The following is a 13,423-nucleotide window of genomic DNA, read 5'->3' as shown; positions in this document are numbered from 1 at the left end:
GTCTCGCGGAGGCAGCAAGCTGCGGCTGCAGAGTGCTGCCATGTCATATCGGACATAACGGTCACCTGGCCGGTATTTATCCTGCTACCTTCACGCCTCGGAAAGGGAATCCAAACACACTCGGAGAGATCCGGAAGAGGGCGGGGAGGGGCATGGAATTCGCCATTCAGGCCGAAGGGCTGAGAAAGAAATTCGGCGATCACGAGGTGCTGGCCGGTGTCGACCTGAGCGTGCCACCGGGCACCGTGCTCGGGCTGCTCGGCCCGAACGGCGCGGGCAAGACGACCACGGTGCGCACCCTGGCCACCCTTCTCGCGCCGGATGCCGGCCGCGCGACGGTGGCCGGCTACGACGTGGTGCGCCGGCCGCGTGAAGTGCGCCGCAGGATCGGCCTGGCCGGGCAGTACGCGGCCGTGGACGAACTGCTCACCGGGCGCGAGAACCTGGTCCTGATCGGCCGGCTGATGGGCCTCGGACGGCGCGGCGCGCAGACCCGGGCCGAGGAACTCCTCGACGGCTTCGGGCTCCAGCACGCGGCCGGCCGGCCCTCGAAGACGTACTCCGGGGGAATGCGGCGGCGCCTGGACCTGGCCGCCTGTCTCGTCGCCTCGCCGCAGGTGCTGTTCCTCGACGAGCCGACCACCGGGCTGGACCCGGCCAGCCGGATCACGCTGTGGCAGCAGGTCCGCGAGCAGATCGCCCGCGGTGTCACCGTGCTGCTGACCACCCAGTACCTGGAGGAGGCGGACTTCCTCGCCGACCGCATCACCGTGTTCGGCTCCGGCCGGGTGATCGCCGAGGGGACCGCCGACGAACTCAAGCGGAAGGTGGGTGACGAGCGGCTGGAGATCTCCGTGGAGCGTTCCGCGTCGCTCGACGCGGCCGCGGCGGCGCTCGGCCGCGCGGTGTCCGAGGCGCCGGTGGTCGACCGGGAGACCCGGCGGGTCGCGGTGCGGCTCGTGGACGGCATCGGGGGAGTGGCCCGCGCGGCCGCCGAACTCGAACGCTCCGGCGTGCCGGTCACCGACTTCGCCGTGCGACGGCCGTCGCTCGACGAGGTGTTCCTCCAGCTGACCGGGGCGGGCGCCCAGACGAAGGAGAGCGGCGATGAGTGAGGTCCTGGCCCTGACCGGACGGCAGATGACGCATCTGCGCCGGACACCGGAGAAGATCATCTCGGTGTCGCTCACACCGATCGCGATGGTCGTCATCCTCGGCTACCTGTTCGCCAGCGTGATCAGCGTCAAGGGCGGCGAGTACCACGACTACGTGATGGCGGGCGTGTTCGCGCAGGTCGGCCTGGCCTGTGTGGGCGCCACCGCGCTCGGGGTGGCCTCGGACCTGCGCACGGGGCTGACCGACCGGTTCCGCTCGATGCCCATCTCACGGGCCTCGGTGCTGTTCGCGTACACCGTGGCGGACCTGGTCACCGCGGCCGCCGCGATGAGCGCGGTGGCGGGGATCGGCCTGCTGGTCGGCTGGCGCATCCACGGCGGGTTCCTGGAGGCGGTCGCGGGCTTCGCGCTGCTCCTCGGGTTCACGTACGCGATGCTCTGGCTGGGCGTGCTGATCGGCCTCGCGATGCGCAACATGGAGGCCATCAACGGCGTCACCGCTCTCGCCCTCGTGCTGTTCTCGTTCCTCTCCAACTCCTTCATGCCGCTGCGGGGCCTCCCGGGGTGGCTGCGGGCGGTCGCCGAGTGGAACCCGGTCAGTTCGGTGGCCGAGGCGTGCCGGGTGCTGTGGGGCAACGCCCCCGCCTCCGCCGGCGCGAGCCTGCCGGTACGGCATCCGGAGCTGGCCTCGGTGCTCACCCTGGGGGTGCTGCTCGCGGTCGTCGTACCGCTGGCCCTGCGCGCCTTCCGCACGGCCGCGGCCCGGTGAGCGGCGGGTGTCGTGGCGCCCGGCGCCACAGCCGCGACACCCGCTCCCCGCTGGGGGCGGCCTCGGTTCCCGCGGCGGACCGCGCGGCCCACGCCGCCACGGCGGCCCGCCGCACCTTCGTCTCCGCACCGGCCCGCGACGCCCTCGCCCCGAGGGCGGCCCGCGGCGCTTTTGTGCGTACGGCGGCCCGCGGCGCTTCGGTGCGTACGGCGGTCCGCGACGCCGTCGTCCTCGCGGCGGTCCGCCGCGGACCTGCTCCTACGGTGGTCCGCGGTTCCTCTGTCCGTACGGGGGGCCGCGGTTCTCGCTTTTCCGCGGTGGTCCGCGGTGTCCGTCTTTCCGCGGCGGTCCGCGGCTTTTGCTTTCCCGTGGCGGTCCGCGGCCTCCGCTTTTCCGTGGCGGCCCGTTCTCCCGTGGCGTGCCGTCCGGCCGGTGGTGCCGGTCCCGCCCGGTCAGGCCGGGGTCTCGCCCTCCGCCGTCGCCCCGCGCAGCCAGCCCCGCTCTCCGGCGAGGACGCCGGCCTGGAAGCGGCTGCGGGCGCCGAGCTGGCTCATCAGTTCGGCCGTGATGCGGCGCGAGGTGCGGACCGAGACCCCTATCTTTCTGGCCACCACGTCGTCCGTGTACCCCTGGGCGAGCAGGCTGAGGATGGCACGGGCCTGGCTCGACAGGCCGGTGCGGGAGTCGGTGATCGGCTCCTGGCCGTAGGGCGTCGCGGCCTCCCAGACGTGCTCGAACAGCGAGCACAGGGCGGAGACCAGGCCCTTCCCGCGCAGCAGCAGGGCGCCGGAGGCGGTGTTCTCCGGATCGGAGGGCACCACGGCGATCCGCCGGTCGAAGACGATGAGCCGCAGGGGCAGGGTGGCCACCGTGCGCACCCGTCCGCCCAGGTCGCTCAGCCAGTCGAAGTGCGTGGTCATGTCGGGGTCGTTCAGCGAACCCTGGAGATAGATGCTCCGCATGTGGACGCCCCGGCCCAGCAGGCTCTCGTCCAGCGGGCGGACCGCGCGGCGGGAGTCGGCCGGTTGCCTGCTCAACGGGATGAACGCGCTGAGCTCCTCGGCGCACTCCTGGGACAGCTCCTCCAGCCGGGCGCGGATCATCTCCAGACCGGTGATGCGCTCCACCTCCAGTCCGCGCTGGTTGTGGACGGCGTTGTGGTAGCTGCCGATGATCTCGGTGACGGCCTGGCGGCTGGTGGCGATGGCCTGCTGGCGCTCGGCGAGCCGGACCTCCTCCTGGGTGAGCAGCGCGGTCAGTCGCAGCTCGGGGTTGACGACGAGGAGTTCGCCGGGGGAGTCGCCGGAGGGGCGGACGAGGGCGAGCCGGGCCAGCTCGTCGAGGGCGTGCCGGACCCGCTCGACGGCCCAGTCCAGATGCGAGGCGAGCCCCGGCACATCCAGGTGGGGTTCCTCGATCATGGCTCGATACAGACTCTCCGGATCCGATGCCAGCCCGAGTATCCGCAACACTCTTCGCCCCCTATGTACGTCTTCAGACCACGTACCAGTCTCCCGCTCTCCCGGTCCCCGCGGGCTAGGTAGATCGTCAGTGACGGCCCCCGGCTGTCCTACCGGAATGAGACACCTGTGGCGCGATTACAACCGAAGTTGACCGATTGTCGGCCAAGCCGCGTGAGCTTGCTGTGTACATGATTAATGTGCGCCTGGCGCGTGGCCGCAGACCCCTGGACGACCGGGAGTTGTGCCGGTCGGTGCGCGCGGTGGCCGGCAGTCGGGACGGTGTCCAGCACGTCTACGCGGAGGTCGGTGCCGGTGGCGCCGACCTCGTACTGTTCGTGTCCGCCTCCACGCAGGCGGCGGCCCACGCCGCCGCGCGGCGCGTCGTGACGCGGTCGCTGCGGGGGGAGCCGCTGCGCGGCTGGGAGATCCGGGAGTCCGTCGGCGACTGACCGCCGCCCGGCCGCTCCCGGCCGGAACCCGACGGGATCCCGGCCGGAACCCGACCGGCGGCCGGGCCGGCGCCCGGCCGGAACCCGACCGGGCTCCGAGCGTCACCTGACCGGATCCGTGCCGGTGGTGCCGACCTGGTTCCCGCCGGTGCCGACCTGATCCGCGCAGGTCCCGACCGGTTCCCCGTCGGTGCCCGGTCGGCGGCCCGCCGTCCGCCCGGGGTTCCCGGAATGTTGAGCTCCTATTTCGACGGGGTCCCTATGCCATGGGGGAATGGTCAGTTCCCTTTTCCCGCGGCTCCGGAAAACAATCTGGCATGACGTTGTCACGGCAGGACCCTGACAGCTGAAACCCTTAACCCAGGGGTGACGGGTTGTAAGAATCGAGCCATCGGACGAGATGCCCCGGACTTTCCCCGGGAAACTCCGAGCGGGCCTCTCCGGAATTACCCGACAAGTTGAAACGAGGAATTATCCATGCCGTCGATGCTTCGCATTGCTGCCTGCGCCGCCGTCGCCGTTTCCGCGCTCGTCGTGGGCGCCGGGTCCGCCTCCGCGAGCACGGTCACCGCGAGAACGGGAACGGCGGTCACCTCGCCGGCCGTCGGCGGCGCGGTCGCCGACCTGCTCGGCACCCTTCAGGGGCTGATCGGGCTGCACGGCGAACCCGAGTGGTCCTGACACGGGAAGACGGGGGAGGTCGGGCACGGTGCCCATCATCGGGACCCCGCAGGAGTTCCACGAGGAAGACCTCTTCGTAGACCTGCGGCAGTTGTACGGATGGCCGCTCTATCTGAAGTGCGAGGCCTTCAACTTCGCCGGCTCGGTGAAGCTCAAGGCAGCCGCCTCCATGATCGACGCGGCCGAGCGCAGCGGCACGCTGGGACCGGACTCCGTTCTGGTGGAGTCCTCGTCGGGCAATCTGGGCCTGGCGCTGAGCATGATCGCCGCGGCCAAGGGATATCGCTTCATCTGCGTCGTGGACGCCCGCACGAACCTGACGACCCGCCAGGCCATCGAGTCGCTCGGCGGTGAGGTGCACGTCATCACCGAGGCCACCGGCGCGGGCGGCTTCCTGGGGGCCCGGCTGGACCACGTACGGGCGCTGTGCTCCGAGGACGAGCGGGTGCTCTGGCTCAACCAGCACGCCAACGCCAACAACTGGATGGCGCACTACCGCACCACCGCTCCGGCCATCGAGAAGCAGTTCCCCGGACTCGATCTGCTCTTCGTCGGCGCCGGCACCACCGGCACGCTGATGGGCTGCGCCCGCTACTTCAAGGACCGCCCCGGCTCGCAGGTGACGATCGTGGGCGTCGACAGCGTCGGCTCGGTCACCTTCGGCGGGCCCGCCGGCCCCCGCATGATCCCCGGCCTCGGCGCCGGCGTGCGGCCGGCCCTCTTCGACGAGTCCTACATCGACGACATGGTGCTGGTGCCGGAGATCGACACCATCCGCACCTGCCACCAGCTGGCGCGCAGCGGATTCCTCTTCGGCGGTTCGACCGGGACGGTCGTCAACGGCGCGGTGCGCTGGCTCGCCGAGCACCGGCCCGGGGAGGACGTCACCGCCGTGGCCATCTCCCCCGACCTCGGTGATCGCTACCTGGACACGATCTACCAGAGCAACTGGGTCCAGGACATCTACGGCCTCGACGAGTTCGGCCTGGGGACCGGGCCGACCCCCGCCACTTCTGGAGTGAATCAACGATGAGCGAGTCGTCCAGCCACGAACTGCCGCTCTCGCTCGCGCAGCGGGAGATGTGGTACGCCCAGCAGCTCGACCCCGGCAACCCGGTCTTCACCATGGCCGACCACCTCGACCTGCACGGCCCCTTCGACCCGGCCCGCTTCGCCGCGGCCTGGCACGGCCTGCTCGCCGAGACCGACGCCCTGCGCGCGGTGTTCACCGAGCGGGACGGCGAAGCCGTGCAGACGATCCGGGAGTTCGGCCGGGAGGTCCGCGAGGGCGCCCTGCACCGGGCCGACCCCGCCGACCCCGCCGGCCCGCTGACCACGCCCGGCGTCGCGGTGCGCGACCTGCGCGCCGAGGCCGACCCGGACGCCGTCTCGCGCCGGCTGATGGAGGAGGACCTGGCGCTGCCGTCCTCGCTGCTGGACGGCGCCGTGCGGTGGCAGCTGCACCGGCTCGCCGACGACCACCACCGGTTCTACGTGTCGGCCAACCACATCCTGCTGGACGGCTTCAGCCGCACCCCGTTCTACCGGCGGTTCGCGGAGCTGTACGCCGGAGCGGACGGCGGTGCGCCCCTGCCGCCCCTGCGGGTCCTCGTCGACGACGAACAGGCCTATCTCGACTCCGCGAAGCACGAGCGCGACGCCCGGTTCTGGGCCGGCCGGTTCACGGAGACCCCCGAGCCGACCCGGCTCTCCGCGCGGCGCCCGCTGCGGGCACGGAACACGCTGAGGTGGAATTCCCCCGTTCCCCCGGCGACCGTGGCCCGGCTGGAGCGGGTCGCCTGGGAGAGCCGGGTCACCCTTCCCGCCGCGCTGGTCGCGGCCACCGCCTCCTACCTGGCCCGGGTCACCGGCGGCAGCCGGGTCCTGCTGACGCTGCCCGTGCCGGCCAGGACCACGCCGGTGGCCCGCACCGTCGCCGGCATGCGCGCCAACTTCCTGCCGCTGCCGCTGGAGGTCACGCCCGCGCTGACCCGCGAAGGCCTGCTGGAACGCACCGCGGCCGAACTGCGCACCACCCTGCGCCACCAGGGCTACCGCGGTGACCGGCTGCGCCGCGAGCTGGGTCTCGCCGGGGACGCGGAGCTGTCGTACGGGCCGACCGTCAACGTGCTGGAGTCGGGGGCCGACCTGGTCTTCGGCGCGTGCACCGGCCGGCTGCACAACCTGTCCACCGGGCCCGTGCCGGGACTCCAGCTCATCTACCTGGACGCGCCGGACGGTGCCTGGACGCTGCGGCTGGACGCCAACCCGGGCCTGTTCACGGACGAGGAACTCGCCGCGCACGGCGAGCGGCTCCTCGCCCACCTGGAGGGCTTCGCGCTCGCCCCGCCCGCGCTGCCGCTGGGCCGGCTCGACGTCACGCTGCCCGCCGAGCGGCAGGTCGTCCTGGAGGACTGGAACGCCACCGCCCGCACCGGCGGCTTCACCGACGTGGTGGAGCGGGTGCGCGAGCTGGCCGCCGCCGCCCCGGACGCGGTCGCCGTCGACGACGGCACCGAACGGCTCACGTACGCCGGACTGTGCGGGCGCGCCGACCGGGTGAGCCTGCGGCTGGCCGGGGCCGGGGTGTCCACCGGGTCGCTGGTGGCGCTGGTCGCCGATCCGGGCGCGCAGTTCGTGGCCGCCGTCCTCGGAGTGCTCGCCACCGGTGCGGCCTGGATCCCGCTCGACGTGCACGCACCCGTCGCGCGCGGGGCGGCCCTGCTCGCCGACAGCGGCGCGGACGCCCTGCTGTTCAGCCCCGCCCGCGAGGGGTACGCCCACCAGCTGCTGGCGGCCGGCGACCACTGGCCCAAGATCGTCGAACTCCAGGAGGGGGGAGCGGACGACACTTTGGTGCCCGCTCCCGCGGCCGCGGGCACGGACGACGACCTGGCCTACGTGATCTTCACGTCCGGTTCCACCGGCCGCCCCAAGGGCGCCATGGTGCACCGGGCCGGCATGGTCAACCACCTGCTCGCCAAGGTGGAGGACCTCGCTCTGACGGCCGGCGACGTCCTGGTGCACAACGCGCCCGTCACCTTCGACATCTCCGTGTGGCAGATGCTCGCCGCGCTCGTGGCGGGCGGCCGCACCCGGGTCGTGCCGCGCTCGCTGGCCGCCGACCCGCAGGGCCTGTTCGCGCTGGTCGACGAGGAGGGCGTCACCGTCCTGGAGGTCGTGCCCTCGCTGCTGCGGGCGGCCGTCGACGACTGGGACAGCGGTGCCGTCCGGCCCCGGCTGGCCTCCCTGCGCCACCTCGTCGTCACCGGCGAGGCGCTGCCCGCCGACCTGTGCCGCCGCTGGTTCGCGCACTTCCCCGACGTGCCGCTGGTCAACGCCTACGGCCCCACCGAGGCCTCCGACGACGTCACCCACGCCTTCATCCGCACCGAGGCCGACCTCGGTGACGTCCACACCCCGATCGGCTCCGCGATCCGCAACACCCGCCTGTACGTCCTCGGCGACGGCCTGCGCCCCGTGCCCGTGGGCGCGCCCGGCGAGCTGTACGTCGGCGGCGTCGGCGTGGGCCGCGGCTACCTGGACGATCCGCGCCGCACCTCGGCCGTGTTCGTCGCCGACCCGTTCGCCCCCGAGCCCGGCGCCCGCATGTACCGCACCGGCGACCGCGTACGGCACCGCCCGGACGGCCGCCTGGAGTTCCTGGAGCGCGTCGACCACCAGGTCAAGATCCGCGGCCACCGCATCGAACTCGGCGAGGTCGAGGCCGCGCTGCGCGGTGTCACCGGCGTCACCGACGCGGCCGTGGACGTCGCCGTGGACAGCGCCGGCACCACCCGGCTGGCCGCGTTCGTCACCGGGGACGTCGACGTCGCCGAGGTGAAGGCCGAGCTGGCCGGCACCCTGCCCGACTACATGGTCCCGGCCGCGTTCGTGGTCCTGGACCGGCTGCCGCTCACCCCCAACGGCAAGGTCGACCGCAAGGCGCTGCCCGTGCCCGACCTCACCGCCGGACAGCCGGGACGCCGTCCCCGCACCCCGCAGGAGCAGGTGCTGTGCGCGGTGTTCGCGGAGGTCCTCGGCGTCGAACAGGTCGGCATCGACGACGACTTCTTCGAGTTCGGCGGCCACTCGCTGCTGGCGACCCGCGCGATCAGCCGGATCCGGGTGCTGCTCGGCGCCGAACTCCCCGTCCGGGTCCTCTTCGAGGCGCCCACCGTGGCCGCGCTCGCCGGCCGGCTCACCGGGGCCGGGGCCGCGCGTCCCGCGGTCACCGCCCGGGAGCGGCCCGCCGAACTGCCCCTGTCCTTCGCCCAGCAGCGCCTGTGGTTCCTCGACCGGCTCGACGCGGACGCGGCCGTCGGCTACCACCTGCCGCGCGCCGTGCGCCTGACCGGGGCCCTCGACCGGGAGGCGCTCGCCGCCGCCCTCGGGGACGTCGTCGACCGCCACGAGTCGCTGCGCACGGTCTTCCCGGAGCGCGACGGCCGGGCCGTCCAGGTCGTCCTGGCCGCCGGAAACAGACCGTTCGACCTCCCCGTCACCGAGGTCGCCGCCGCCGACCTCGACGCCGTGCTCGCCGAACGGGCCGTCCGCCCCTTCGACCTCGCCGCCGACCTGCCGCTGCGGGCCGAGCTGTTCACGCTGCCGGAGCGGGAGCGGGAGCGGGACCAGCGGCAGGGCCGGCCGCAGGACCAGGAGCAGGAGCACGTGCTGCTGGTGGTGCTGCACCACATCGCCGGCGACGGCTGGTCGGTGCTGCCGCTCGCCGAGGACCTGCGCGCCGCGTACACGGCACGCCTCGCGGGACACGCCCCCGACCGGGCACCCCTCGACGTCCAGTACGCCGACTACACGCTGTGGCAGCGCGACCTGCTCGGCGACATCGCCGAACCCGGCTCGCTCGCCGCCCGCCAGCTCGACTTCTGGCGCCGTGAACTCGCCGGGATCCCCGACGAGCTGGAGCTGCCGGCCGACTTCCCACGCCCCGCCCTGCCCGGCCACCGCGGCGGCCAGGTCGCCTTCCGGCTGGAGAAGGACCTGCACGAGGCGGTCACCGCGCTCGCCCGCGCCACCGGCGCCAGCGTCTTCATGGTGCTCCAGGCCGCGCTCGCCGCCCTGCTGCGCAAGCTCGGCGCCGGCACCGACATCCCGCTCGGCACCCCCGTCGCGGGCCGCATCGACGCGGCACTGGAACGGCAGGTCGGGTTCTTCGTGAACACCCTCGTGCTGCGCACCGACGTCTCCGGCGACCCCACCTTCCGTGAGCTGATCGGCCGCGCCCGCACCACCGACCTGGCCGCCTACGCCCACCAGGACGTGCCCTTCGAGTGGCTCGTCGAGGCCCTCAACCCGGAGCGCTCGCTGGCCCGCCAGCCCCTGTTCCAGGTGCTGCTCGCCCTCCAGAACAACGCGGCGACCGACCTCGCCCTGCCCGGCACCCGCGCCACGACGACCGCCGTTCCCACCGGCACCTCCCGCTTCGACCTGGCCTTCGAACTCACCGAGGAACAGGACGGCGGCGGGCGCCCCGCCGGCATCGACGGCCTGCTGGAGTACAGCGCCGACCTGTTCACCCGGGCGAGCGCCGCCTCGGTCGCCGCCCGCCTGGTGAGCTTCCTGCGCGCCCTCACGGAGCGGCCGGACACCGCGCTCAGCGGCTTCGACGCCCTGCTGCCCGCCGAGCGCGAGCGGCTGTTCGGCGAGGGGAACGGCTCCGCTGCCGCGGCGCCCGAACCCACCACGATCCCGCGCCTGTTCGCCGCCCGCGCCGCCACCGACCCGCACCGCCCGGCGCTCGCCCTGCCCGACGGCACCACCGTCTCCTACGGCGACCTCGCCGACCGGGCGCACCGGCTCGCGCACCTGCTCGTCGAGCGGGGCGTGCGCCCCGGCCAGGTCGTGGCGCTGATGGCGGACCGCTCCGCGCACACCGTCACCGCGGTCCTCGCGGTCCTGGCCGCCGGAGCCGCCTACCTGCCCGTCGACCCGGCCTACCCGGACGAGCGGATCGCCTACGTCCTCGACGACGCCCGCCCGGCCGCGGTGCTGACCACGGCCGCCGTCGCCGACCGGGTCCCCGCCACGGCCCCCGAGCCGCTGGTGCTGGACGCCGACGCCACCCTCGCCGACCTCGCCGGCCGGCCCACCCGCGCCCCCGGGTACGGCCCCGTGCCCGGCGACCCGGCCTACGTCATCTACACCTCGGGCTCCACCGGCCGCCCCAAGGGCGTCGTCGTCGGACACGCCTCGGCCACCGCGCTGACCGCGCAGGCCGCCCGGTTCGGGGTGCGCGAGGGCAGCAGGCTGCTCCAGTTCGCCTCGCTCAGTTTCGACGCGGCGGCCTGGGAGGTGCTGACCGCCCTGGTCACCGGCGCCGTCCTGGTCCTCGCCACGGAGGAGCAGCGCGCACCCGGCGACCCCCTCGCCGCGTACCTGGCCGACGCCGGCATCGACGTCGTCTGCCTGCCGCCGGCCGTGCTGGCGGCCTGGCCCGAGGACCGGCCGGTGCCGTCCGGAATGACCGTCATCACCGCGGGGGAGGCCTGCCCGCCCGCCCTGGTGGAGAAGTGGGCCGCGCACACCACCCTGCTCAACGCCTACGGGCCCACCGAGACGACGGTCTGCGCGACCGTCAGCGAACCCCTCGTCCCCGGCGGCCGGCCGCCCATCGGCACCCCGCTGGCCGGCACGGTCGTGCACGTCCTCGACGACGACCTGCGGCCCGTCCCGGCCGGGGTGACCGGCGAGCTGTACGTCGGCGGCGCGAGCCTCGCGCACGGCTACCTGGGCCGCCCGGACCTGACCGCCCAGCGGTTCGTCACCGACCCCTGGGGTCCGCCCGGCGCCCGCATGTACCGCACCGGCGACCTGGTGCGCCGCCGCGCCGACGGCACCCTCGACTACCAGGGCCGCGCCGACGACCAGGTCAAACTGCGGGGCTTCCGCATCGAACTGGCCGAGGTGGAGGCCGCGCTGACGGCCCACCCGGAGGTGGACCGGGCCGCGGTCGTCGTCCGCGAGGACCGTCCCGGCGACAAGCGCCTGGTCGCCTACGTCGTCCCGGCGGCCGGCGCGGCCCCGCTCCCGGCGACCCTGCGCGGCCACGTGGCGGGACGGCTGCCCGACTACATGGTCCCGGCCGCCGTGGTCACCCTGGACGGCCTGCCGCTGACCACCAACGGCAAGCTCGACCGGCGCGCCCTGCCCGCCCCCGACTACACCGACGCCACCCGCGGCCGGGCCCCGGTCACCGAGGGGGAACGCGCGCTGTGCGCGGTGTTCGGCGAGGTGCTCGGGCTCGACGAGGTCGGCGCGGACGCCGGGTTCTTCGACCTGGGCGGCGACTCCATCAGCTCCATCCAGCTGGTCGGACGGGCCCGCGCGGCGGGCCTGCTGCTCACCGCGCAGGACGTCTTCCTGCACCGCACGCCCGCCGGGCTCGCCGCGGTGGCCCGCCCGGTGACGGAGCAGGTCGTGCGCGGCACGGACGACGGCGTCGGCACCTTCGCCCCCACCCCGATCATGCGCTGGCTGCACGCCCTGGACGGCCCCCTCGACGCCTTCCGTCAGGCGGTCGCCGTCCGCACCCCGGCCGGCGCCACCCGGGCGAGCCTGGCCACCGCCCTCCAGACGGTGATCGACCACCACGACGCCCTGCGGACCCGGCTGCTCGACCAGGACGGCACCTGGACGCTGCAGGTGCGCGAGCCGGGCACGGTCAACGCGCCCTGGCTGCTCGGCCGGGAGAACACGGCCCGGCTGGACGGCCCCGCCCTCGCCGAGGCCGTACGGCGGGCCGCCCTCGCCGACGCCGCACGCCTGGACCCCCGCGAGGGCACGGTGCTCCGCGCGACCTGGCTCGACGCGGGCACGGGCCGCCCCGGCCGGCTCGTCCTGACCCTGCACCACCTGGTCTGCGACGGCGTCTCCTGGCGGATCCTGCTGGACGACCTCGACCGCGCCCACCGGGCCGCCGTCGCGGGCACCCCGGCGCGGCTGGAGCCGGTCGGCACCTCCGTACGGCACTGGGCCGGACTGCTCGCCGCCGAGGCCGCCTCCGAACGGCGCGCCGACGAGGGCGAGTTGTGGCGGCGCACGCTGTCCGCCGCCGACCCGCTGCTCGCCGGACGCGCCCTCGACCCGGCGCGGGACACCCACGCCACCGCCCGCACCCTGCGCCGCACCCTCGACACCGAGGCCACCCGGGCGGTCCTCACCGAGGTGCCCGCCGCCTTCCACGCCGAGATCAACGACGTACTGGTCACCGCCTACGCGCTGGCCGTCGCCGACTGGCGGCGCCGCACCCGCGACGACGCGGCCGCGGTGCTGATCGAGATGGAAGGCCACGGCCGCGAGGAGATCGCCGACGGCGTCGACCTCGGCCGGACGGTCGGCTGGTTCACCACCACCTACCCGCTGCGCGTCGACCTCGGCGCGCCGGACTGGGCGGAGGTGTGGGCCGGCGGGCCCGCGGCGGGACGCGTGCTCAAGCAGGTCAAGGAGCAGCTGCGGGCCGTGCCCGACCACGGGATCGGCTTCGGCGTCCTGCGCCGGATCGCCGCCCTGCCGGGCCTGGAGCGCACCCCGCAGCTCGGCTTCAACTACCTGGGCCGGCTGCCCGCCCCGCGCGACGCGGACTGGGCGACCACCGAGGAGTCCGCGCTCATCGCGGCGGGCGCCGACCCCGGGCTCGCGCTGCCGCACGTGCTCGGCCTCAACGCCCTCACCGAGGACGGACCGGACGGGCCGCGCCTGACCGCCGTGTGGACCTGGCCGGGCGAACTCCTCGACGAGGCGGACGCCGCCGACGTCGCCGAGGGCTGGTTCCGGGCGCTGCGCGCGCTCGTCACCCACGCCCAGAACCCCGACGCGGGCGGCCACACGCCCAGCGACGTGGAGCTCATCGCCCTGAGCCAGGACGAACTGGACGCATTCGAGAACGAGATGGACGACTGGGGGGCCTCCCTGTGACACGAGGACGGT

Annotated in this window: 7 protein-coding genes; 6 read left to right on the top strand and 1 reads right to left on the bottom strand. The window is 74.2% G+C overall.

Annotated features, from left to right (window positions below; genetic code table 11):
- Nucleotides 1-152: 152 nt before the first annotated feature.
- Together ACH4N1_RS10970 and ACH4N1_RS10965 are read left to right on the top strand one after the other, a co-directional pair.
- Nucleotides 153-1,115 carry an ATP-binding cassette domain-containing protein gene (locus ACH4N1_RS10970; RefSeq protein WP_382790017.1) on the top strand — a complete coding sequence of 321 codons (963 nt, stop codon included), beginning with the start codon at nucleotides 153-155 and terminating at the stop codon, nucleotides 1,113-1,115.
- Nucleotides 1,108-1,884, top strand: coding sequence for an ABC transporter permease (locus ACH4N1_RS10965; RefSeq protein WP_398096239.1), 777 nt, complete (start codon nucleotides 1,108-1,110; stop codon nucleotides 1,882-1,884). Before ACH4N1_RS10970 ends, ACH4N1_RS10965 begins: the two co-directional genes overlap by 8 nt.
- A 452-nt stretch (nucleotides 1,885-2,336) precedes the next feature.
- Here the strand turns inward: ACH4N1_RS10965 and ACH4N1_RS10960 are convergent, their stop codons facing one another.
- Nucleotides 2,337-3,305, bottom strand: a complete 969-nt coding sequence (locus tag ACH4N1_RS10960; RefSeq protein ID WP_398096238.1) for a LuxR family transcriptional regulator — start codon at nucleotides 3,303-3,305, stop codon at nucleotides 2,337-2,339.
- A gap of 230 nt (nucleotides 3,306-3,535) precedes the next feature.
- Here ACH4N1_RS10960 and ACH4N1_RS10955 point away from each other — a divergent pair, with 230 nt between their 5' ends.
- The 4 genes from ACH4N1_RS10955 to ACH4N1_RS10940 all read left to right on the top strand — a co-directional run bounded on the left by ACH4N1_RS10955 (nucleotide 3,536) and on the right by ACH4N1_RS10940 (nucleotide 13,411).
- Entirely contained in the window at nucleotides 3,536-3,796 is a 261-nt protein-coding gene (locus ACH4N1_RS10955; RefSeq protein WP_398096236.1) for a hypothetical protein, read from the top strand.
- A 477-nt stretch (nucleotides 3,797-4,273) separates the two neighbouring features.
- Nucleotides 4,274-4,477 (top strand): hypothetical protein, encoded by a 204-nt coding sequence (locus ACH4N1_RS10950; RefSeq protein ID WP_398096235.1) that lies wholly within the window; start codon nucleotides 4,274-4,276, stop codon nucleotides 4,475-4,477.
- Nucleotides 4,478-4,505: 28 nt separating this feature from the next.
- Nucleotides 4,506-5,510: a 2,3-diaminopropionate biosynthesis protein SbnA gene (gene sbnA, locus ACH4N1_RS10945; protein WP_398096233.1), complete on the top strand. Its 1,005-nt coding sequence runs from the start codon at nucleotides 4,506-4,508 to the stop codon at nucleotides 5,508-5,510.
- On the top strand, nucleotides 5,507-13,411 hold the full coding sequence (locus ACH4N1_RS10940) for an amino acid adenylation domain-containing protein (protein WP_398096231.1): 7,905 nt from the start codon (nucleotides 5,507-5,509) through the stop codon (nucleotides 13,409-13,411). The genes sbnA and ACH4N1_RS10940 overlap by 4 nt, the downstream gene beginning before the upstream one ends.
- Nucleotides 13,412-13,423: the final 12 nt, after the last annotated feature.

This window comes from Streptomyces sp. NPDC017202, from assembly GCF_044331705.1.
Lineage (GTDB): Bacteria > Actinomycetota > Actinomycetes > Streptomycetales > Streptomycetaceae > Streptomyces.
The sequence above is the reverse complement of the archived record's forward strand: the minus strand, read 5'-3'. Positions and strand labels throughout refer to the sequence as shown.